Raw genomic sequence first — 21,455 nt, 5'->3', positions numbered from 1 at the left:
GCGGGCATGAGCGTTCCCGGTGACGAGGTGCGGCGCGATCCGGACGCGCTGCTGGCCCAGGTGCAGGAAGAAGAACGGCGCGCGGCGCGCGGCCGGTTGCGCATTTATTTCGGCGCGTCGGCCGGCGTCGGCAAGACCTATGCGATGCTGTCCGCGGCGCGCCAGCTCGCCGCCACGCGCGCCGTCCTCGTCGGCATCGTCGAAACCCACGGACGCGCCGAGACCGAAGCGTTGCTGGATGGGCTGGACGTCCTGCCGCGCCGGCACATCGACTACCGCGGCAAGGCGTTGACCGAGTTCGACATCGACGCCGCGCTGGAACGGCACCCGCAACTCGTGCTGGTCGACGAACTGGCCCATTCGAACGTGCCCGGTTCGCGCCATCCCAAGCGTTGGCAGGACGTCGACGAGCTGCTGGCGGCCGGCATCGACGTGTTCACGACGGTCAACGTCCAGCACCTGGAAAGCCTGAACGACGTGGTCGGCGGCATCACCGGCGTACGCGTCGGCGAGACGGTGCCGGACTCCGTATTCGACGCCGCCGACGAAGTGGTGCTGGTCGACCTGCCGGCCGACGAGCTGCTGGGGCGCCTCAAACTCGGCAAGGTGTACCAGGGCGCGCAGGCCGAACGGGCCAGTCAGAATTTTTTCCGCAAGGGAAACCTCATCGCGCTGCGCGAACTGGCGCTGCGCCGCACTGCGGAACGGATCGGCGACGACGTGCGCGCCTACCGGGTGGAAAAATCGATCGACCCGGTCTGGCGGACGGGCACCGCGCTGCTGGCCTGCGTCGGCCCGGACGCTGGCGCGGAAGGCGTAGTGCGCAGTGCTGCCCGTCTTGCGGCGCAGCTCGGTGCCGACTGGCATGCGGTGTATATCGAGACGCCCGAGCTACAGCGACTGGATACAGGACGCCGCGCGCAGATACTGGCGACGCTCAAGCTGGCGCGCGACCTCGGCGCGGTCACGAGCACGTTGTCGGGGGACCGGGTCGAGTCGGCGCTGATCGACTACGCCCGCAGCCACAACCTGGCGCGTATCGTTCTTGGCCGCAGCCAGCGCGAATCCCCGTGGCGCACATCGTGCAGCCGGCGCATCGCGCACCTGGCGCCGGACATCGAACTGGTCGAAATCATCGTACCGGGCACGGCGCCGCCTGGGCTCGTACGACATCCCCAATGGACGGGCACGGCCGTCAGTAACCTACCGCCTCGCCAGCACCTGCTGGCGCACGCCATCGCCGCCCTAGCGAGCCTCGGCATGGCCTTGGCGGTCGCGCCAACAGTCGGCTTCCTGGACCTGGCCAACATCGCCATGTTGTTCCTGCTGGTCGTGCTGCTGGTCGCGGTGCGGCTGGGCCGCGGTCCATCCGTGACAGCCACCTGCGTCGGCGTGGCCTGCTTCGACTTCTTCTTCGTGCCGCCGCGCTTTTCGTTCGCGATCTCGGACTTCCAGTACCTGGTCACCTTTGGCGTCATGCTGGCCGTCGGCACCATAACCGGCCACCTCACGGCCGGTCTTCGCTTCCAGGCCCGCGTCGCAGCGCTACGCGAGACCCGCACCCGCGCCCTGTACGAGTTCGCGCGTGCGCTGTCCGGAGTGCTGCAGACGGAGCAAATCCAGGATGCGACCCACGACGCTGTCAAGCGCACGTTCGGCGCACGCACGACCCTGCTGCTGCCCGACGCGGACGGGCATGTTCACGCCGTCGACGGGGATGGCGCGACGATCCCCGGCCTGGACACCAGCATCGCGCAATGGGCTTTCGATCACGGCGCCAGCGCCGGCATGGGGACCGATACCTTGCCGGGCAGCCCCGTGTTCTACATGGCCCTGGTCGCGCCAATGCGCACCCGCGGCGTGTTGGCGATCGAGGCTGCGCATACCCCTTGGCTACTGGCACCCGAGCAGCGACAACAACTGGACACGTTCGCAACCCTGGCCGCGATCGCGCTCGAGCGGGTGCACTACATCGAAGTGGCCCAGGACGCGCTGGTGAAAATCGAATCGGAACGGTTGCGCAATTCTCTACTCGCGGCCCTGTCGCACGACCTGCGCACACCGCTCACTTCCCTGATGGCACAGGCGGAATCACTGGCACGCTCGGTTCCGCCGCTGGCGCCTGCCCAGCATGCGATGGCCGAAGCGCTGCGTCAGGAAATGGACAGGATGAGCATGCTTGTGATGAATCTGCTCGACATGGCGCGCATCGAGAGCGGAGACGTCAAGCTCAAGCTCCAGTGGCAGGCGGTCGAGGAGGTCGTCGGCAGCGCCCTGCAAGCCAGCCGCGCGGCGCTTGCGAACCACGAGGTGGTGACCGAGGTACCGGCCAATTTGCCGCTCGTGCAGTACGACGCCGTCCTGATCGAACGCGTGCTGTCCAATCTGCTCGAGAACGCGGGCAAGTACACGCCGGCAGGCAGTACGATCACCGTCTCGGCCAGGCAGCGCGGTACTTGGCTTGATGTCGTGGTAGCCGATAACGGCCCGGGCCTGCCGCCAGGTCAGGAAGAAGCGGTGTTCGAGAAGTTCGCCCGCGGCGAACGCGAGTCCGCCAAGCCGGGAGTTGGCCTGGGCCTGGCGATCTGCCGCGCGATCGTGAGCGCGCATGGTGGAACGATCCGCGCCGCCAACCGCCCGCAAGGAGGGGCTGAATTCACGTTCACGCTCCCGTTGGGAACGCCGCCCGCCATGCCGATGCTGGATGCAGAACTGGAAGCCGAGGAACAAGATGAGTGATTTCATTGGCAGCGCGCTGCTGGTCGAAGACGAGCCGCACATCCGGCGCTTCGTGCGCAATGCGCTGGAGAAGGAAGGTTGGCAGGTGCACGAAGCCGAGACCGTGGAGCGCGGGCTAACAGAGGCCGGCACCCGTAAGCCGGACGTCGTCATTCTCGACCTGGGCCTGCCCGACGGCGACGGCGTCGACTTTATCGGCGATTTGCGCAAGTGGTCTGCGGTACCGGTCATCGTGCTGTCTGCGCGCGTCAGCGAGGAGGAAAAGATCCGGGCGCTCGACAAGGGCGCAGACGATTACCTGACCAAGCCGTTCGGAGTGGGCGAATTGCTGGCGCGGGTCCGGGCGTCGCAGCGTCGCCAGCGAGGGCCGGCGACCGAGGGCGACGGCAAGGTGCGTTTCGGCGACGTGGTTGTCGACGTGCAGAACCGGCAGGTCACCAAGGGGGGATGCGCCGTGAGGCTGACGCCAACCGAGCACAGGCTCCTGGCCATGCTGGTCGCGAATGCGGGCAAGGTCATGACAACGCCGCAGTTGCTGCGCATGGTCTGGGGGCCGAATCAGACCGATCAGGCGCATTACCTGCGCATCTATATGGGGCACCTCAGGCACAAGCTGGAGGACAACCCAGCGCAGCCTCGGTACATGATCACCGAATCCGGTGTCGGTTACCGGTTTCAGCTGTCTTGAGCAGGTCGAGCCTTATCGAATAGGCTGGCTGTCCACTCGACGGAGGGGGCTGTCATTGTTCGAGCTTCGCTCCGCACTTGGAACAGTAGGCGGGCTTCGAAAATGCATTCTGGCTCCTGAGGGTGGCGCCGCACGAATTGCAGAACCGCACAGTCCGCAGGTTGAGCAGCGTGATGAGCGCCACCGCAGGCACTGCAAAGAAGAACGTTTCCAGCGGAACGCCCATCGTCCACGTGAAGCCAAGGAACAGCACTCCGACGATACCGAGGAACGGCGGCCATACCTTGCGTTTCAATGCAGCGTTCTTGTTGAGGTAGAAAAAGCCCGTTCAGACGATCCCGAGCACTACCCATACACCAAAGAACACCGGAAAAACTTGATCGGCATTACCTTGTGGCACGAAGCTCTCCTATGACGCTCAACGTGTTATAGATCACAAATGCCAATTTAACATGGGCGACGGCGATATAACATCAAAATTCCTTACCCGGGGCAATCAGGGAAAACGGGAAAATCGGGCGCTAAGCACTGACGACATGAGATTGGTCCAAGTCATAACTACAGGTGATGATCTGCTTTGGGGGGCAATTCAGGTCGACTTGAACCGCGGACATAGTTATGCAGCCCGGTTTATGCAGCCCGGTCAAAAAAATACTGTTCACGCTGGCCGGTACAGCCTGCGAGCCCGCTGCAATATAGGGTGCGTCTCATTCGCGAGCGCTCGGCGCCGCAGGTGGTTCGGAGGCATCCGGACAAATTGTATCGTCAGTATCCGGTTCCAGATGCCCGAACGTGCGGATCGCGAATAGTGAATGGATGACCCAGTTCGCCATGCCCAGCCCGAAAGCGTCCGCGCTTGCCAACCCGTGGGCTACCCGGTTGCGCAGATTAAGGCCCTTCGGGCTGGTGTAGAGCGCGCGCATGTGCAGACGGAACCATGGATGGGCGTGCGCCTTGAACGTCCTGTTCATGAGCAATGTCCCCATACCGATCGTCTCGAAGCCTCCTTCGTGCGCATTGTGCCGCATGGGAGATTCTCCATACGCCCGCAGCATTTCCCGCAGCCCGGCTTCCACCTGCGGCACCAGGACATGCACGGCCTTAATAAAGTCGCCGGCGAACCAAGCCTGAATGCCGGCGCGCAACAAGCCATGCGTTGAAGGTGGAAACAGCGGGCTCTGCGCCAGGAACGCGAGCAGCGCCTCGGCATCGGTGCTCCATCGAGTCTTCAACCGGGCGAGCGCCTGGTGTAGCCAAGGACTGGAACCGCCGATATAGGTCGCGGCCGCGTTGAGGACACGTCCCGGAATGTCGTCCTTGACCGAGCCGATAGTCGCCGTGGTAAAACCGTTGTCGTCCGTAATCGTAATCGAGATGCTCGCGTGCAACGGGGCGTTGGCCGCGTTGGACTCGACCTGTCTATGCAACTCATCGGGATCTGACATCAAGTGGAAAGCGATACGGCCGATCGCCTGCTTGGGCGAGTCTGCCATCAATTCGTCCAGCCAGCACTCCATGTCCTCGTTGGTGACGCTGATCGGCACGGAGGTCAGACGCATGGATTGCCTGGCTTCCTCCGAGCGCGCGATGATTTCGGCGTCGACGCGCGAGGCGTCTTCTGGCAAATTGCTTTGCCGGTAGCGGATGCTGAGGTCTTCGAGCCAAGCCGTCGCCGTCATCGCGTTGGCCTGCTTGGCGAACGCTTCGAACGCGCCGGCTGCCTGCTTCAGGGCGGCCATGCCCAGCTCCGGTTGTTTTGACTTGGCGGCCCAGCGTGCAATGCGGTCGGCCGCCTGCAGCGCCAGGTGCGGCTCGAACCGTTGGCGGTCAGTCAGGTCGGAGCAGGTATTGAGCGCTTCCGTCAGCCAGCCGGCGATCTCTGAGCGCTCCACCTCGGTCAACGTCAGCCCCTTGCGATCGAAGACTAGATCATCGATCAGCCACCACTGGTCCATGTGTCCGGCGGCCCGGTTTGCCCGGTTGAAGTCAAAGGCCGCCTTTTTCGCGCGCTCGATCAGCGTCGCGTCCTTGACTGAGATCGCCAAACCCAGCGCGCGCTCCAGAAACCGCCACGCCTTGAACAGTTGCAACGGAACGCTTGCGTCGGCCATCTGCGCCGAGTCCAGATAAGCGAAGGCTGTGCGCTGGGCCAGCTCGCGGGGCAGTGCAATGGGAGCCTGATCAGAATGCTCGCGGTTCCAGATGCGCCCAATCTCCCACGCCAGGTCGGCGTAGCGCGCACGAAGCATGGGATGCGGCGTCAGTTCCGCGCGTGTCTTCCAGTATTCAACGACCTCGGCATCGATCTGTCGGGCGTCGGGGACATGGACGTCACGACCATTCGCGTCGGTACCAGAGGAAACCGGACCAAAATAGGCGTCCCATGGCCCACGGTCAGCGGACGTGGTCGGCATGAAGCGATGCGCTACGATCTCGGCGATGCAACCGCGCCGCTCAGCCTCGTTCAGCGTGGCGACATCCGGCGCCAGAGCCTCCAGTTCGGCCGACCAAGGATGCTCGTCCAGCCAGGACGGTGCGGCGGCCTCTAGTTCCGACAGGCGAAGGGCTACGGCGGCGGGGACCAGTATCATGCTTTCGTCCTCACTAAGTTTTACGGTGCAACAGTTTGCGGGCCGCGTTCTCCTCGAACAAACCCGCTAATCGATGTAGCCTTGCACGGTACCGTCGTGGCGCCAGGCGCCTTGCCGCTTGATGTCGCGGAGGCCGGCGTCGACGCGAAAGGCGCTGGTGGCCATGCCTCGCCGCAGGCTGTGGCTTGAAAGTTCCGGTACGTAGTCGAGCTTGGAGCAATCAGAGAAAACGGGAAAAATCGGGCGCTAAGCACTGGCGACATGAATGGCCCGTATCATAACTGCACGTGATGAACGGAACAACGTGTCAGAGCGCTTCGAGGCAGCGCGCGCCTAGTGGTCGTGCCGGTGGTGGATATCCGGGTAGTGTTGATGTGAATGCCTGAGCTTCGCGTGCACATGCGGATGCACGTGCGGCTCGATGCCGTCCCAGTCGAAATCATGGCCGTGCTGATGGTGCGTGTCGTGGCGATGCGCATGCGCGTGATCCATGACCTCGTGCTCATGCTCGTGTTCGTGCGTTTCGGTCAGGTGCAGCCAAATACCACCGCTCATCAGGGCGGCGGCCACCCAGAACACAAGACCGGGCTGCTCGCCCAGCATCAGCAGCGAAACAACCGCGCCGACGAAGGGCGCCGCCGAAAAATAGGCACCGGTGCGCGCGGTGCCGAGGTGACGCAACGCTAGCACAAACATCACCAGGCTCACGCCATATCCACAGAAGCCGACCACCCCGGCGGCCGCGGCAACCGGCACCGGCGGCAAGTGAAATCCGAGTGTGGTGGCGATTGCCAGATTGACCGAGCCGGCCACCAAGCCCTTGACGCAGGCGATCTGCACCGCGTCGCTGGCCGATACCTTGCGTGTCAGGTTATTGTCGATGCCCCAGCAGAGACAGGCACCGACGATGGCGAGCGAACCCCACGGCACGCCCAAAGTCGGGATCTGCTCCCACGACAGCAACACACCCGCGGCGACGATCAGCAACACCCCGATGAAGATGCGGCGATCAAAATTCTCCTTGAACACGAACCAAGCCAGCATTGATGTCAGCACGCCCTCCATGTTCAGGAGTAGCGAGGCAGACGACGCTGGCGTCATGGTCAGGCCGAACATGAGCAGCACTGGACCGCCAATGCCGCCGGTCACAATCGCGCCACCCAGCCACGGCAGATCCGCCCGCGTGATCCCCGCCGTTTCCACCGCACCGGCGCGCTGTGCAAAGGCGCGCAACAGGTAGAAAGCCAGCAGACCAAGGCCGCTCCCCAAATAGAGCATGCCGGCGAGCGCAACGGGAGCGACCTGGCCGACGAGCGATTTGGCAAACGGCGTGCTAACTCCAAACAAGGCGGCAGCAATCACCGCATAGATGACTCCCTTATGCATGAAGGTATCCTGGTTCGATTCTATTGAGGTTGGAATTCGTGGTGACCGCGGAGGCGGTGCGTTGTCAGTCAACGCAGGGTTCGCACATAAGCAGTAGCGCGTTCCATTTTGCTACGTCTGGCAGCATAGTCGATCATCGCGTGTCGGGGCAAACTGGCGGCACTGTGTATAAGCCAACAAGTCGAGTTCGCCGTCCCTTATTTTAGCTCGACTTGACGCGCGATCGGAGCAGACTACTGGCCGCGTTCTCCTCGAACAGCCCGGCCTCCTCGATGTAACCCCGCACCGTGCCGTCGTGGCGCCATGCGCCTTGTCGTTTGATGTCGCGGAAGTCGGCGCCGGCGCGGTGGGCACTGGTGGCCATTCCTCGCCGCAGGCTGTGGCTCGACAAGTCCGGCACATAGTCGAGCTTGGCCAGCTGGGCGGCACCGGCCAGGATGGTGTTCACGCTGGCCGGGTTCAATCCGTCGACGCCCACCACGCCCCATTTGGTGATCGACCGGAAGACCGGTCCGCCGGCCACGCCGGCCGCCTCCAGCCAGCTTCGCAATGCTGTCGCCGGGCAGCACGGGCCGGGACTGTAGGGGATGGCCTTGGTTACTCCTTCGCCGGTTTGATCCGTTTTCGAGCGCGGAAGCGTGATCGTGATCCCCTGCGGGTCCCATGTGATGTGGTCGACCTCGATGGTGACAAGCTCACTGCGCCGGAATCCCCCGAAAAAGCCGACCTGCAGTAGGGCGTTGTCGCGTAGCCCCTTCAACGTGCCCTGGGCGGCCAGGACCGCCACGATCGATTCCAGATCCTCGATCGGCAGCGCCTTGGCCTTCCGCTTTGGGCGGCCGTGCGTGCGTGCGATCCCGGCTAGGGTCTTGCGCACGGTCGGCGTGGCCGCGGGATCCGCAAAGCCCTGATGGACGTGCCATTGCGAGAGTGCCGTTAGACGCAGTGCGAGCGTGCGCGGATTGAGCGCGTCGGCGAAGTACACCAGGTAGCGGATGACCGCTGGTTCGTCGGCCGGAAGCACGCCGCCCCAGTCCAGGTAGTGCCGGATGGAGGACCGGTACGTCCGACGAGTGTTGTCGGAGGTGGCGGCGGCCAGGAATGCCTGGTGCCGCGCGGCCACGGCGCATTCATCCTGCTGCGTTATGGCGGTATGGATCATCAGCGTCGACCCGGCGTCGGCCGCGTCGACCGGTTCGATGGCGGCTGGTTCGCGTGGCATGGGGGGCGTCGCGCGGATTGCGTTCTCGTAATGGGATTACGCGCAGGATAACACGATGCCGGCCGGATGAGTCGCGATAACGAACATTATCGCAAGATAAAACAATGCGTGACGCCAGAAACTAGAAATCATAATATATCATGATATTACGTATTATGGAATACGTTACCTAATTTCTCGAAAGGCCCACCATGGCACGCGCCGGCATTCTTTATTCCCAGGTGGTCAAGGCCGCCGCCGCGCTGGCCGCCGCCGGCGCTAACCCCACCGTGGACACGGTGCGTGCGGCGCTGGGCACCGGCAGCAAGAGCACCATCGCGCCGATGCTCAAGCAGTGGAAGCGCGAGCACCAGGGCGAGACGGCCGCCGCCGGCGCCGGCCTACCCGCCGACATGCTGGAGGCCGTGAAGGGCGTGTATCAGCGCCTGGAGGCGGGCGCACAGGAGCAAGTCGAGCAGCTGCGCGCCGCGCACGAACAAGCCCGCCAGGAGGCGACCCAGCAGCTGGAGGCGGAACGCGCCGGCGGCCGACAGCTGCGCGCCGAGCGCGAGGCGCTGGCCGCCGAACTGGCGCAGGTGAAGGCGGCATTCACGCACGAGCGCGACGAGCGGCAGCACGCCGCCGTGACGATCGCGGCGCTGCGGGCCGAGAACGACGGACTCACTCAGCGCCTGGCGGACCGCGCGGCCGAGGTCAAGTTGCTGGCCGACCAGTTGGCGCAGGCGCGACAGCAGTTCGACTACTACCAGGACAAGGTGGCCGAGCAGCGGCAAATCGATCGGCAAGCGGCCGAGGCGCGTATCGCCGCCCTGGAGCGGGAGCTGGGCGCGGTGCGGAGCAATTTGCAGGAACACCGCGAGGCGCTGGCCGTGCTGCGTGGCGACAAGGCGCATCTGGAAAACAAGGTGGCGGAGCTGGGCGAGGCGAGCAAAGCGCAGGCTTTGCAACTGCACGAGGCCACCGAGGCGCTGGGCGCCGCTCGCGAGATGGCCAACGCCCGGCAGTTGGAGACGGAGATAGTCGGACAGCGGCTGGACGACGCCGAGCACGAGATCGTGTGCATGGAAGACAAGATCAGCGCGCTGGAGAAGGCGAACGCTCAGCTACTGAAAAAGGCAGACTCTCCGGCGCCGAAGCCAACGCACGCCGAGCGCAAAAGCCGCAGTAGCGAGTTGCCCGCCAATGAGGAATAAAGACCCCCCGCCTTTATTACTTTTAGGATTATGTGTCATTTCCGGTTTTATCCCGGCACATCCCCAAGAGGTGGCCGCGCTGAAGGCTTGGCTAGAGGTCGCACCCGGCCCGGCGATGACGCCAGCGGTGGGCAAACGAAATTAGTGGGCGAGAATTTCGCGTTCCCGTAAAGAAAACTCGATAGGTTAGAAGAACTTTTACCTTTTCGAGGGGATGGGCATAAATAGCCAAATTCGGTCCCTGCGCCAGCGCTGTCACGGCGAGCGGTAACGCAGCCCCCATCGAGAAGCTCGCGGCCGACGTCCAAGCCGCCTGCAGAGGGCGCGCCGCCGTCAGGTCCGAAATGCCCAGCTCATCTCGCGCATGCGTCGCGAGCGCGTCGTGTTTCATGAGTTGTTGAGCGACCTGTGTCGCAAGCGCTCGGTCCAATCCCCTCTGGACATAGATCATAGCCAGTTCACGGTGCTCACCGAGAGGGTCATCCTCGAGCTCGGCCTTTTCTTCGGCAATCGCAGCCTTCTCTGTATCGGACTGCGAGGAGACCGATACATATTCTCCAGTTGCCATCGACATCGCACCGGCGACCAGCCCCGCCACTGCGGTCAGAACGATATTCCGATGTGCTGCATGCGCCGCTGCCACCCCCGTTACCAGGCTTGAGGTTGAAATAATTCCGTCGTTTGCCCCGAGCACGGCAGCGCGAAGCCATCCAATATGTTGTATACGGTGCCGCTCGCGGTGTCGTTTCTTCATAAAGCCCTCCAAATTGGTCATTTGCGATTCCTATGGAGAGCGGAATGATAGACGCGTTCAATTGAAAATACTATTTGAGATAGGATGAATCAATTTGGTTATCATTCTCATTTGGCTCGACAGCTTTTCGAGATATTGCCTCGTTCGAATAGATTTGTTGTCCTTGGACAAAAATGCCCCAGCAACTCGGGCAAAAATGCTGCTCGTCGGCAGCAAATACCAAGATAGGTTACCGGCTGAACTCGGCAAAGAGCGGACGTACACACATCGAAAATGGATCGTGTTGGATGGCGTACTCAAATCGCAAGGCCCCTGCACTCGATATCGGATCAATTCTCTAACTGCTCGAAAAGAGTACGTAGTTCGAGATTACATCTTTGCCAGCATTGATACTCAGCCAGGCGCATCGATCTACAATTGGGATTCCATTTGACCTGAGTGATTTCGAAGGTATCGATGAATATTGTCAAGCGGATCTTGAAGGAAAACTATGGCCGCGACCCGGAGCGTCTGGCCATGAAATACCGAGCCCTGCGCGACAGCCCGTTCGCGTTCCTTCGCGGGACCTGTCACCTGTTCTACGACCGGCTTGCGGAGTCGGGATTCGACGTGACCGCGCCGGCAGTGTGGTGTTGCGGCGACCTTCACCTTGAAAACTTCGGCAGCTACAAGGGCGACAATCGCTTAGTTTATTTCGATATCAATGATTTCGACGAAGCGGCGCTAGCGCCGGCCAGTTGGGAACTGGTGCGGCTTGCGGCCAGTATGCATGTCGGCCTGACGGCACAGGGCCTGGCAGAGGAATGCGTAGTTGCCCTGGTCGAGCGGATGATTAGCCAGTACGCTCAGACGCTTGCCCATGGCAAGGCCAACTGGATCGAGCGCGATACCACCCAAGGTGTGGTGCGCGAACTGCTAGACCACTTGCGAGAGCGCAAGCGCGTTGACTACCTGAACAGCCGCACGCGTGTGGTGCGCAGGCGCCGAGTCCTGCACATCGACGGCCGCCGGGCCTTGGCGATCAGCCAGGCCGAGCGCGACGATGTCGAAGCGACCTTTCTGGCTTTCGCAGGCCGACAGCTGCACGCGGACTTCTTCAAGGTGCTTGACGTTGCAAGGCGCATCGCCGGCACTGGCAGCCTGGGAGTCGCCCGCTACGTCGTGCTGGTCGAGGGACGCGGATCGCCCGACCGCAACTATCTGTTCGACCTGAAGCAGGCCGTGCCGTCGACGCTGGGACGTCAGTTCAAATCGCTGCAGCCGCGCTGGGACGACGACGCCCAGCGCATTGTAAGTGTGCAAGAACGTATGCAGGCGGTGACCTCGGCGTGCCTGCATGCGGTGACGCACGCAGGCGCGCCCTTCGTGCTGCGCGCCTTACAACCCAGTGAGGACCGCCTACCATTCGACCGCTTCGGTGCTCAGCACGACCTGTTCGAGGACGCCATCGCCTTGCTGGCACGATGTGCGGCCTGGGCTCAATTGCGCAGCAGCGGCCGACAAGGATCAGCCAACGCGGATGAACTGATCGCCTTCGCCGGCAAGAAGAAATGGCAACGCCAAGTGGGACAGGCCGCGGCGGCCATGGCAACACAGGTGAACGCCGACTGGACGAGCTATGCCGACGCTTATGACACCGGACAATTCCAGATCGATGTAGAGGCGTGAAGCCATGCATTATTTAGAGATTCTGCTGCGCCTCACCGCCTCGGTCCTGATCGGTGGCCTGATCGGCCTGGATCGCAACCTGCGCGGTAAGCCGAGCGGAATCCGGACCCTCGGCCTGGTCAGTCTGGGAGCCTGTCTGCTGACAATGATTGGCATGAACGCACTGATCGCAGACGGTCGGGCCGATCCCGGCTCGCTCAGCCGTGTGATTCAAGGCCTGATCACCGGCATCGGGTTTCTCGGCGCGGGCGTCATCGTCCATGAGAACGGCAGCGATAGGATTCGCGGTCTCACCACGGCCGCCTCAATCTGGATCACTGCAATCCTAGGCATCCTATGTGGGATGGGTTCCTGGGAAATTGCCGGTATCGCGCTGGCTTTCGTTTTTCTGTTGTTCGTGCTCGGCAAGCCGATCGAGCGCGCGCTGCACCGGCGCTGGTTGAAGAAACCAGCCGCTGAGCAGCAGGAGATCAGCTTGCATGACGAGTGAAGTGCCCGGACAATGTCAGTGTGCCTGCCCCACTCTCCCATGTTTTTAACTTCAACGAGCGGGCTTCAGGCGCGCCATAGGTTGACTGCAATCACGGATATTGACATATACCCACTCACCTTCTTGGGCATTCAAATCGTCCGGGATCGTGACAATCACATGCCGCTGTTTCGGGATGCTGTTCATGTACTTGGTACCACCCGAAAACTCAAACCGAACATACGCATATCGAACGTTTCCGGAGTTGGGTACCCCAGCCGCGTCCCTGCGGCAGTCGAATCCGGTTATCGGAAACGCTGCCGTGGCGCTGCCGACTTCCTCAACCTGACCAATACGCCAGTTCCCTTCATAAGGATGGCTTGTGTCGTACGCCGTCGAACAGCCTCCCAGCAGGACAAGCATCAGCAAGGACATCAGTTTGGTTTGCATGGTGTTCCTCCTAACGACCGGCATGATGGGTCGTGTCCTGCCCGAGCGCAGAATTTGCAGCGGGGTCTTGCCGAGACGTGTTCCACCAGCCGCCACCGAGCGCCTGGAACAATGCGACCGTGTCGGCAAACCGTGCCGCCCGAGCTTGGACCACACTGATCATCGTCTGGCGATACGCTTGATCGGCCAGAAGGACCGCCGGGTGCCCGACCGCACCCACCTGCCATTGCCGCTGCGCGATCGCCAGGCTCTGGCGAGCCGCCTGCTCGGCCGCCAGGCTGACTTCCAGCGCCTTCGTGTCGAGCACGATTGCGTGCAGCGTGTCGGCCACGTTCTGGAATGCCGTCAGCACCACCCCACGGTATTGGGCCGCCGCCTGGTCGTAGCCCGCTTCGGCGGCACGTTGCTGGTGCAATAGCGTGCCGCCCTTGAAGATCGGTTGCACGAGATCGGCTCCGATACTCCAGGCGCCAGTGCCGGACTTGAACAGGGTCGACAGGCCCAAGGACGAACTGCCAAGCGTTGCCGACAGCGTGATATCTGGCAGACGCGCCGCCTTCGCCACGCCGATCTGGGCGCTTGCCGCGTGCAGTTGCGCTTCGGCGGCGCGAATGTCGGGCCGCTGCTCGATCAGGCGCGCGGGAAGGCTGACCGGCAATTCCGGTGGAAGGGTCAGCGCGTCGAATTTGATCGCCTCGACAGTATCGCTGGGGAGATGGCCTGTGAGCGCTGCAACAAGGTCGTGCTGTTGGGCGAGCTGCTTTTCCAGCGGTGGCAACCCGGCCTCGGCCTGCGCCAGCAGCGTCTCCTGAGCGGCGATGTCGGATGCGCCGCTCTGTCCGGCTTGCCGTTGCTTGCGCACGACGTCGAGCTGTTTGCGCGCAAGGGCGACAAGCTCAATCATGGCGTCGAGCTGGGCGCGAAGCGCGGCTTCCTGGATGGCCGCCGCCACTACGTTGGACGCCAGCGTCAGCCGGGCCGCCTCGTTCTGAAAGCGCGCTTGCTCGAACTGGGCAGTCGACACTTCGCTTTGCCGGCGCGTGCCCCCGAACACGCCCGCCACGTAAGCGATGTTCAACTGCGCCGTATGCAGCGTGTACAGGTCGGCATTCGATGCGAGCGGGCTTGCGAGCGGATCCGAAATCTTCTGGCGCGTCGGCGTGTAATGCGCCTCGACGCTGGGAAGATAGGCGCCGCGGGTGGCGGCCGCGTTTTCACGGCCGACCCGTAATGCCGCCTCGGCCGACTGCACATCTGGACTGGCGCGTTCGGCGGCATCGACCAGCCGATCCAATGCATCCGAACCGAACAGGGTCCACCAACGCGCCGGCACATCGGCTCCCTCGGCAAACCCTTGGACTGCCGGGCCGCCGGACGCCGCAGCGTACGCATTCAACGGTCCGGGGATGTATTGCTGCGCCGCCGGCGCCGGCGGCTTGCGGTAGTCCGGGCCGACCGCGCAGCCGGCCATCATCGTCGTCAGCATCGCTAGTGAGATTGGAAAAAGAATCCGCTTGCTCATGCTCAATCTCCTTCCACGGCCGAGAACGGGACCGGGCTTTCCGGCCGGGGCCGGCGCGCAATATAGTCTTCAATCAGGTAATACAGCGCTGGCAGCAGCACCAGCGTCAGCGCCGTGGCGGTGACGAGGCCGCCGACGACCACGGTGGCTAGAGGCCGCTGCACATCGCTGCCAAGGCCATGCGCAAGCGCGGCCGGGACCAGTCCGAGCGCCGCTACCGTGGCGGTCGTCAGCACCGGACGCAGACGTTCACGCGCAGCATTGATGACGGCCCCCTTCAGGTCGTGCGGCATCTGCTTGCGCCAACGGTTCAGGTTGGCCACCATCACCACGGCGTTCAGCACCGAGACGCCGAACAGTGCGATGAACCCGACCGCAGACGACACGTTGAACGTCATTCCCCTCAGCTCCAGCGCCACCAGGCCACCGAGCAGCGACAGGGGCACGACGAGCAAAATCAGGCCGGGCTGACGCAGATTGCCGAATTCGCCGAACAGCAGCACGAACATCAGCGCCAGGGCCGCCGGTACAATCACGGCAAGGCGCGCCTGCGCGCGCTGCTGATTTTCGAACTGGCCACCCCAGGAAATCTGATAGCGCGAATGATCGTAGGCGATCTCCCGCTCGATCCGTCCCTGGGCGTCGGCCAGGAAGGAGGACAGGTCACGCCCGCGCAGGTTGGTGCGTACGGTCAGATGGCGGCGGCTCATTTCGCGTGTGATCGTCGTCTCGCCTTCGGCGATGCGCACCGTTGCTACTTGGGACAAGGCGATGTGCGCGCCGCTCGCAGTTGTCAGCACCAGGTTGCCGATCTGCTGCGGGTCGTTGTGAGCAATGCCGGTGAACCGCGCCGTGATGTCGTAGCTGCGATCATCGACATATACCTGGGCAATGGGGCCTCCACCGATGCCGGTCTGAATCAGCGCCATCACGTCGGCGACATTGATGCCCTGGCGCGCGGCCGCGGCGCGGTCGACGTCGATGCGCACCTGGGGCAGCGGCGGCTCCTGGTCGACGATGACGTCCTGGGCGCCGGAGACGGTCTTGAGCAGGCGTTCGACCGCCGTCGCCAAGCGGCGGGTCTCGTGGAAATCGTTACCGTAGACTTTGACGACCAAGTCGCTGTGCGCCCCCGCCAACTTGTCGAGCACGCCGTCGATCATCGGCTGCGAGAAGCCGACGTCAGTGCCCGGCAATTGGCGGTAGCGCGCAGACAGCCGCTCGATCAAATCCTGCTTGCTCATTCCAGACGGCCATTCGCTGTACGGATGCAGCGCCACCGCGCATTCGATGTGCGAAGGCGTGAAAGGATCGGTCCCATCGTCGTTGCGGCCGAGCTGCGTGACAACGTGAGCGACCTGTGGCTCCTCGAGCGTCACTGCACGCAGCTTGTCGGCCATCTCGGTCGCCTTGTTGAGTGAAATCCCTGGTGGAAGCGTGACCTGCAGCCAGATCGAACCTTCATCCAGGGTCGGCAGGAAGTCCCGGCCGATCGACATCCCGAGGAGCACGACCGCCACCAATGTGGCGCCGGCGATCGCGAGCACTGCGCCTGCCCTGCCCACCAGCTTGTGCAGCAGCGCCTCGTAGCGCGGCGCGAGCCAGGTCAGCAGCCGGTTGTGGAAGACCTTGCGCGGCTTGTGGAATGCCCAGTACGCCATTCCCGGGATTAGCGTCAAGGTCATCAGGAGCGCACCGAGCAGGGCAAAGCCTACCGCGAACGCCATCGGCGAAAACAGTTTGTATTCGATGCGCTGGAAGGCGAACAGCGGCAGGTAGGCGAGCATGATCACGACCATTCCGAAGAAGGTCGGACGCATGACCTGCAGCGTGCCCTTGAGCGCATCCTCGGCCGTCATCAAGCCGTCCGGCTTGGCCTCGCGCCGCTGCAAGATATTTTCCAGCACAAAAATCGCACCATCGACGATGATGCCGAAGTCGATCGCGCCCAGCGAAAGCAGGTTGGCCGGGATCTTGAAGTGATGCATGAGGATGAAAGCGATCATCAGCGACACGGGGATGGTCACGGCCGCGATCAGCGCCGCGCGCGGGCTGCCCAGGAACAGCACGAGCACCAGCGTGACCAGCACGACGCCCTCGATGAGGGTCTTCCCGACCGTGTGCACGGTTGCGTCCACCAGGCTGCTGCGGTCCAGGTAGGGCACGACCTTGACGTCCTTCGGCAACAGGTGCGCGTTCAGATCATCGACCGCCTCGTGCACACCGGTCATGACGCGCGACGGATTCTCGTTCTTCAGCAGCAGCACGATGCCCGACACCGTGTCCGACACCCGGTCCTTCCCGAGGATGCCATGCCGCTCCTGATTGCCGAGCGTGACCGTGCCGACGTCTTTGACGAGCACCGGCACCCCGCCCTTTTCCGTGATGACGACGTTGCCGAGGTCATTCAGGTTCCGGATCAGGCCGACGCCCCGGACGACCAGGCCCTGCTCGCCGCGCGTCAGTACGCTGCCGCCGGCGTTGGCATTGTTGGCACCGACAGCCTGTGTGATCTGGGCCAGCGACACGTTGTATTTCGACAGGCGCGCCGGGTCCAGGTCGAGCTGGAATTGCGTCGTCAGCCCACCGAAGTTACTGACGTCCACCACGCCAGGCACCTGTTTCAGGCGCGGGACGACGATCCAGCGCTGCAGCTCCGACAGGTCGCGCAGGTCGTGCGTCTTCGATTCGAGGGTGTAGCGGTAAATTTCGCCGATCGGCGAAGTCAACGGGTCGAGCGCTGGCTGCGCGCCGTATGGCAGCGCGACGCCCGCGATGCGCTCCTGCAGGCGCTGGCGCGACCAGTAATCCTCGGCACCGTCCTGGAACACGACGGTAATCAGCGACAGGCCGAAGGTACTCTTCGAACGCATGACATGCATGCCCGGCGTCCCCATGATCTCGCGCTCGAGTGGGATCGTGATCTGCTGCTCGACTTCCTCCGCGGCCAGGCCGTTCACCTGGGTGACGACCTGCGAAGTGGTATCGGCGATGTCCGGATAGGCCTCGAGCGGCAGTTCTGTCCAGCAGTAGGCGCCATACAGGGCCACCAGCAGGAAGATCAGGGCGACGATGCCGCGCCGGTTGAAGCACAGGGTAACGATACGTTCAATCATTCAACAGTACTCCGTTCTTGACGACCACGCGCTCGCCGGCGGCCAGGCCGCTCACGACCTCGACCTGGTCGCCGACCTGGGCGCCCAGCTTGACGGTACGCGGCGTGAACTTCCAGGGCGAGGTCTCGACGAAAGCGCGAGTAGCAAAGCCGCTCTGCACGACTGCCGTCGTCGGCACCAAAAGGCCAGCGTGCGGCCGTCCGACGAAGGTCGCTTGTGCGAACATGCCGGCCCGCAGCCGCCCGTCACGGTTATCGAGCGGGATGCGCACTTTCATCGTGCGGGTGTCCGAGTCGAGGGTCCAGCCGATGATGCCCACCTTGGCCTCGCGCGGCTCGGGATAGGCGTCGAAACGGACCGAGACGGATTGCCCCTCGTACAGATGGGCCAAATCCTTCTCCTGGGCGTTGGCGGTGACGAACACGTGCGACAGGTCGGCCACGACCATCAGCGGCGCGGTGGCATCGTTCCAGTAGCCCCCGACACCGGCCGTGAGGTCGACCACGCGTCCGGAGATCGGTGCGCGCACCGCGAGCACGTGGCCCGACGGCGCCGCATTCATGCGCGCGCCGAGCTGCGCCAGGCGCGCGCCGGCACGGGCAGCCTCGCTGGCGGCCTGCTCGTAGTCGTTGCGCGCCTGTTCGACGTCGTGCTTGGACGCGATGTCGGACGCATCAAGCTCGCGCTGGCGTTCAAGGTTGCGGCGCGCGAGTGTCAACGCCGCACCGGCCTTGGCGGCGTCGGCGTTGGCCTGGGCCAAATCGGCCGAATCGATCGTGAACAACACGTCACCCACTTTTACCGCTTCGCCCAGCTGTTTATTCAGGCTCACGATGCGACCGGTAACCGGCGGCAGCACCTTCACCAGCTTGGCCGGGTCGGCTTCGACCGCTGCCGGCAGCACGAACGGCACCCCGACCTGCTGCTCGTTGACCGTTGCAACGGCCAGCGTCTGGCGCAGCGGCGAGCCGGCCGGAATCACCACTTGCTCGCCCTCGTGGCGCAGCACTGGCGGCGCGGCTTCCGGGGTTGGTTCCTTGGCGTGCAACGCGAGCACCCCCCATCCGCCCAGTCCGAGCGTGCAGGCCCCGACAGTGCCGAGAGCGAAAGTTTGACGTAGATTTCTTTTTTTCATGGTGTACTCCGATGCGGGCAAGCTTCACGGGTTCGTCGCGCACACACGCGTGCGCGACCACGGCATGCTGCGCCTGAGCAGTGACGCGGCTTGCCTGTCATGTTGGTGGGAACGGACGGCAGCGATACCGCGCGTGTCGATTATTGGGAGCCAGGTGGGGCTGCAGACGCCACACCGCGCTCATGGCGAGCGTGATCAGCTGGCGACGTGCATGCGCCACAAGGCATGACTGGGATCGGGATCCATGGTCTGTCCTTGGGATGTGAGAGTGTCGTCATGATACGCAAACATGTTGCACTGCATCCTGAATTTTTCTTCAGAAAAGAGCGCGGTGCGGCGCTGTTATACTGCCTGTTCAGCGAGGGGATGCATGAATATTTTGCTGGTGGAAGACGATCAAAAGGCGGCACGCTTGCTGGCACGCGGTCTGGAAGAGGAAGGATTTAAGGTCGCGGTCGTGCATTCGGCCGAGGAGGCAGATGCCTTGATGGATGCGCGTTTCGATATGGTCATCCTCGATTGGATGCTCCCAGGCCGGGATGGCATCGCACTGTGCGACGCCTGGCGATGCCGCGGCCTGCGCCAGCCGATCCTGATGCTCACCGCGCGCGATGCCGTCGCCGATCGCGTCGCCGGCCTGAACACGGGCGCCGACGACTATCTCACCAAGCCATTCGACTTCGATGAGTTGTTGGCACGCGTGCGTGCCTTGTTGCGCCGCACCGAAGCGAAAAGTACGCATTCGGTACGAGTGGCCGACGTGGAACTCGATGTCCACAGGCATACCGCAACCTGCGCAAACCGCGACCTCAACCTGACACCGAAGGAATACGCGATCCTGGAAATCCTGATGCGCCAAGCGGACCAGGTCGTGAGCCGCTTGCAACTGGCGGAGCAGGTCTGGCAAGTCGACCTGATCGCCATCGACAATCTCATCGACGTTCACATCAAGAACCTCCGCCGCAAATTCGACGCCTCGGGCAGCGCCGTGCTAATCGAGACCGTACGCGGCCGTGGCTTCCGCCTGTGCGTCGCCGGTCATGCTTAGCCTGCGCCGTCGTCTGATCCTGGGCCATTTAGCCACGGTCATCGTCATTGTCACCTGTACTGCACTGGCTGGCTGGTGGCAACTGTCGCGCTCCGTCCAAGGCCAACTCGACGCTGCGCTGCTGGCCCTTGCCGAGACCGAAGTCAGCATGCAGTCGGAAAATGCTGGCGGATCGATTCACGTCCATGACGCGCCAGCCGGAAGCGCGCCGCCGTCCCTCATCAGGCTTGACCGATTGGTGCAGATCGTCGACGCCGACGGCCGGGTGCTGGCACGCAGCGTTAATCTCGGCGCCGGCACACTACCCGCGCCTCGATCGCTGCTCGACCGGTTGAACGCTGGCGAGACCGTGTACGAGACGCTACCCAATGCTAGCGAAGAACCCTTGCGCATGGTCTCGGTCCCCACGCTGGTCAGAGGCCGCAAGCTCGCGATCCAGGTAGCCGGCTCGCTCGATGACGTCGACCATACGCTGCAATCGGCCGCCATCCTGTTCACCGGAATGACGCTGACCTTGCTTCTGGCGGTCGGCTATGCCGGACTGGCCCTGACCCGCGGCACCTTTCGCGCCATCGACGAGATCATCGACAAGGCGCGCCTGATCGGCGAGACGAACCTGAATCAACGATTGCCGCACCCTGGAACCAGCGACGAAATCGGCCATCTCGTCGATATCCTGAATGCGATGCTGGATCGCCTCGAATTTGCCTTCGATTCCCAACGCCGCTTTACTGCGGATGCGTCGCACGAACTGCGCTCGCCGCTGTCGCGGCTGCGCACCGAGATCGAGGTGACCCTGCGCCGCCCGCGTGAGGCACAAGACTATGTCGACGCACTGCGGTCATGCAGGGACGAGGTCCTGCGTCTGACCTCACTGGTCGAAGAATTGCTGATGCTCGCCAGACTCGACGCCGGAGAAAAGCGCGATCCCGCCGAAGCCGTATCCGCTGCTGTACTCGTGCAGGACACCATACGCCGCATGTTGCCACTTGCTCAAGAGCGCCAAATTAACTTAGTATTCGACGCCGCGACGGCGGAACCGATAGCTGTCGCCCGCGCGGCGACCAGCCTGGCCCTGACCAACCTGATCGACAACGCGGTGAAGTTTTCGCCGACGGGCGGCACGGTCGTGGTCAACCTGACGACGGATGAGGAGAATGTCGCGATCTCGGTGCAAGACCAGGGACCGGGCATTGCGGCGGAGGACCTGCCCTATCTGTTCGACCGTTTTTTTCGCGGTGCGGCAGCGCGCGCAGCCACCCCGGGTGTTGGACTCGGACTGTCACTCTCGCAGACGCTCGTACGTGCATACGGTGGACGGATTACTGTTGAAACCAATCATTCTGGCGGCGCGAAGTTCACCATGTCGTTGCCGCGTGCGGGATGACAAACCGTTGTGCACCAGGACGGCATGAGGATGCTGGATTGGCTGCGCATTGGCATCCCAGGCTATCACGCAGACCGGACCCAATTA

The 21,455-nt window shown here is 63.2% G+C and carries 16 protein-coding genes; 7 read left to right on the top strand and 9 right to left on the bottom strand.

What is annotated here, in order from left to right:
• Positions 1-6: 6 nt before the first annotated feature.
• Complete coding sequence (locus ASC93_RS12440) at positions 7-2,739, top strand: DUF4118 domain-containing protein (protein WP_056441980.1); 2,733 nt, start codon at positions 7-9, stop codon at positions 2,737-2,739.
• Positions 2,732-3,427: a two-component system response regulator KdpE gene (kdpE, locus tag ASC93_RS12435; protein WP_056441977.1), complete on the top strand. Its 696-nt coding sequence runs from the start codon at positions 2,732-2,734 to the stop codon at positions 3,425-3,427. Before ASC93_RS12440 ends, kdpE begins: the two co-directional genes overlap by 8 nt.
• A gap of 52 nt (positions 3,428-3,479) precedes the next feature.
• Here kdpE and ASC93_RS12430 read toward each other — a convergent pair whose 3' ends face one another.
• From ASC93_RS12430 to ASC93_RS12415, 4 genes are all read right to left on the bottom strand, one after another.
• The gene (locus tag ASC93_RS12430; protein WP_056441974.1) at positions 3,480-3,722 is read right to left on the bottom strand and encodes a hypothetical protein; all 243 of its coding nucleotides are present in this window, start codon (positions 3,720-3,722) and stop codon (positions 3,480-3,482) included.
• A 412-nt stretch (positions 3,723-4,134) separates the two neighbouring features.
• Entirely contained in the window at positions 4,135-6,018 is a 1,884-nt protein-coding gene (locus ASC93_RS12425; RefSeq protein ID WP_056441973.1) for a DUF4209 domain-containing protein, read from the bottom strand.
• A 333-nt stretch (positions 6,019-6,351) separates the two neighbouring features.
• Complete coding sequence (locus tag ASC93_RS12420; RefSeq protein WP_056441970.1) at positions 6,352-7,404, bottom strand: DMT family transporter; 1,053 nt, start codon at positions 7,402-7,404, stop codon at positions 6,352-6,354.
• A gap of 202 nt (positions 7,405-7,606) precedes the next feature.
• Positions 7,607-8,626, bottom strand: a complete 1,020-nt coding sequence (locus tag ASC93_RS12415; protein ID WP_082547976.1) for a tyrosine-type recombinase/integrase — start codon at positions 8,624-8,626, stop codon at positions 7,607-7,609.
• Positions 8,627-8,817: 191 nt separating this feature from the next.
• Between ASC93_RS12415 and ASC93_RS12410 the strand changes: the two genes are divergently transcribed.
• Positions 8,818-9,819 carry a DNA-binding protein gene (locus ASC93_RS12410; protein WP_056441967.1) on the top strand — a complete coding sequence of 334 codons (1,002 nt, stop codon included), beginning with the start codon at positions 8,818-8,820 and terminating at the stop codon, positions 9,817-9,819.
• Between the two features lie 91 nt (positions 9,820-9,910).
• On the opposite strand, the gene ASC93_RS12405 is transcribed toward ASC93_RS12410, so the two are convergent.
• Positions 9,911-10,573 carry a VIT family protein gene (locus ASC93_RS12405; RefSeq protein WP_082548004.1) on the bottom strand — a complete coding sequence of 221 codons (663 nt, stop codon included), beginning with the start codon at positions 10,571-10,573 and terminating at the stop codon, positions 9,911-9,913.
• Between the two features lie 456 nt (positions 10,574-11,029).
• On the opposite strand from ASC93_RS12405, the gene ASC93_RS12400 reads away from it, so the two are divergent.
• Positions 11,030-12,241 (top strand): DUF2252 domain-containing protein, encoded by a 1,212-nt coding sequence (locus ASC93_RS12400; protein ID WP_056441964.1) that lies wholly within the window; start codon positions 11,030-11,032, stop codon positions 12,239-12,241.
• A gap of 4 nt (positions 12,242-12,245) precedes the next feature.
• Positions 12,246-12,731 (top strand): MgtC/SapB family protein, encoded by a 486-nt coding sequence (locus ASC93_RS12395; protein ID WP_056441961.1) that lies wholly within the window; start codon positions 12,246-12,248, stop codon positions 12,729-12,731.
• 51 nt (positions 12,732-12,782) lie between these two features.
• Here the strand turns inward: ASC93_RS12395 and ASC93_RS12390 are convergent, their stop codons facing one another.
• Genes ASC93_RS12390 through ASC93_RS12375 form a run of 4 tightly spaced genes read right to left on the bottom strand, consistent with a single transcriptional unit; the run spans position 12,783 to position 18,933 of the window.
• Positions 12,783-13,160: a hypothetical protein gene (locus ASC93_RS12390; RefSeq protein WP_157201884.1), complete on the bottom strand. Its 378-nt coding sequence runs from the start codon at positions 13,158-13,160 to the stop codon at positions 12,783-12,785.
• 10 nt (positions 13,161-13,170) lie between these two features.
• A complete protein-coding gene (locus tag ASC93_RS12385; protein WP_056441955.1) occupies positions 13,171-14,682 on the bottom strand; it encodes an efflux transporter outer membrane subunit in 1,512 nt (503 codons plus the stop codon).
• A 2-nt stretch (positions 14,683-14,684) separates the two neighbouring features.
• Complete coding sequence (locus ASC93_RS12380) at positions 14,685-17,798, bottom strand: efflux RND transporter permease subunit (RefSeq protein WP_056441952.1); 3,114 nt, start codon at positions 17,796-17,798, stop codon at positions 14,685-14,687.
• Positions 17,791-18,933, bottom strand: a complete 1,143-nt coding sequence (locus ASC93_RS12375; RefSeq protein WP_056441949.1) for an efflux RND transporter periplasmic adaptor subunit — start codon at positions 18,931-18,933, stop codon at positions 17,791-17,793. The genes ASC93_RS12380 and ASC93_RS12375 overlap by 8 nt, the downstream gene beginning before the upstream one ends.
• A 370-nt stretch (positions 18,934-19,303) precedes the next feature.
• Here ASC93_RS12375 and ASC93_RS12365 point away from each other — a divergent pair, with 370 nt between their 5' ends.
• Positions 19,304-19,981 carry a response regulator transcription factor gene (locus ASC93_RS12365; RefSeq protein ID WP_056441943.1) on the top strand — a complete coding sequence of 226 codons (678 nt, stop codon included), beginning with the start codon at positions 19,304-19,306 and terminating at the stop codon, positions 19,979-19,981.
• Positions 19,974-21,368: a cell wall metabolism sensor histidine kinase WalK gene (locus ASC93_RS12360; protein ID WP_056441940.1), complete on the top strand. Its 1,395-nt coding sequence runs from the start codon at positions 19,974-19,976 to the stop codon at positions 21,366-21,368. Before ASC93_RS12365 ends, ASC93_RS12360 begins: the two co-directional genes overlap by 8 nt.
• Positions 21,369-21,455: the final 87 nt, after the last annotated feature.

This window comes from Massilia sp. Root335, from assembly GCF_001425685.1.
GTDB lineage: Bacteria > Pseudomonadota > Gammaproteobacteria > Burkholderiales > Burkholderiaceae_D > Telluria > Telluria luteola.
This window is presented reverse-complemented; position numbering and strand designations above follow the sequence as displayed.

What these genes read in the sequence shown, in the direction of transcription:
- ASC93_RS12375 (WP_056441949.1), bottom strand. Translation starts at nt 18,933, where the DNA reads ATGAAAAAAAGAAATCTACGTCAAACTTTCGCTCTCGGCACTGTCGGG.
- ASC93_RS12415 (WP_082547976.1), bottom strand. Translation starts at nt 8,626, where the DNA reads ATGCCACGCGAACCAGCCGCCATCGAACCGGTCGACGCGGCCGACGCC.
- ASC93_RS12390 (WP_157201884.1), bottom strand. Translation starts at nt 13,160, where the DNA reads ATGCAAACCAAACTGATGTCCTTGCTGATGCTTGTCCTGCTGGGAGGC.
- ASC93_RS12440 (WP_056441980.1), top strand. Translation starts at nt 7, where the DNA reads ATGAGCGTTCCCGGTGACGAGGTGCGGCGCGATCCGGACGCGCTGCTG.
- ASC93_RS12400 (WP_056441964.1), top strand. Translation starts at nt 11,030, where the DNA reads ATGAATATTGTCAAGCGGATCTTGAAGGAAAACTATGGCCGCGACCCG.
- kdpE (WP_056441977.1), top strand. Translation starts at nt 2,732, where the DNA reads ATGAGTGATTTCATTGGCAGCGCGCTGCTGGTCGAAGACGAGCCGCAC.
- ASC93_RS12365 (WP_056441943.1), top strand. Translation starts at nt 19,304, where the DNA reads ATGAATATTTTGCTGGTGGAAGACGATCAAAAGGCGGCACGCTTGCTG.
- ASC93_RS12420 (WP_056441970.1), bottom strand. Translation starts at nt 7,404, where the DNA reads ATGCATAAGGGAGTCATCTATGCGGTGATTGCTGCCGCCTTGTTTGGA.
- ASC93_RS12425 (WP_056441973.1), bottom strand. Translation starts at nt 6,018, where the DNA reads ATGATACTGGTCCCCGCCGCCGTAGCCCTTCGCCTGTCGGAACTAGAG.
- ASC93_RS12380 (WP_056441952.1), bottom strand. Translation starts at nt 17,798, where the DNA reads ATGATTGAACGTATCGTTACCCTGTGCTTCAACCGGCGCGGCATCGTC.
- ASC93_RS12405 (WP_082548004.1), bottom strand. Translation starts at nt 10,573, where the DNA reads ATGAAGAAACGACACCGCGAGCGGCACCGTATACAACATATTGGATGG.
- ASC93_RS12385 (WP_056441955.1), bottom strand. Translation starts at nt 14,682, where the DNA reads ATGAGCAAGCGGATTCTTTTTCCAATCTCACTAGCGATGCTGACGACG.
- ASC93_RS12360 (WP_056441940.1), top strand. Translation starts at nt 19,974, where the DNA reads ATGCTTAGCCTGCGCCGTCGTCTGATCCTGGGCCATTTAGCCACGGTC.
- ASC93_RS12410 (WP_056441967.1), top strand. Translation starts at nt 8,818, where the DNA reads ATGGCACGCGCCGGCATTCTTTATTCCCAGGTGGTCAAGGCCGCCGCC.
- ASC93_RS12395 (WP_056441961.1), top strand. Translation starts at nt 12,246, where the DNA reads ATGCATTATTTAGAGATTCTGCTGCGCCTCACCGCCTCGGTCCTGATC.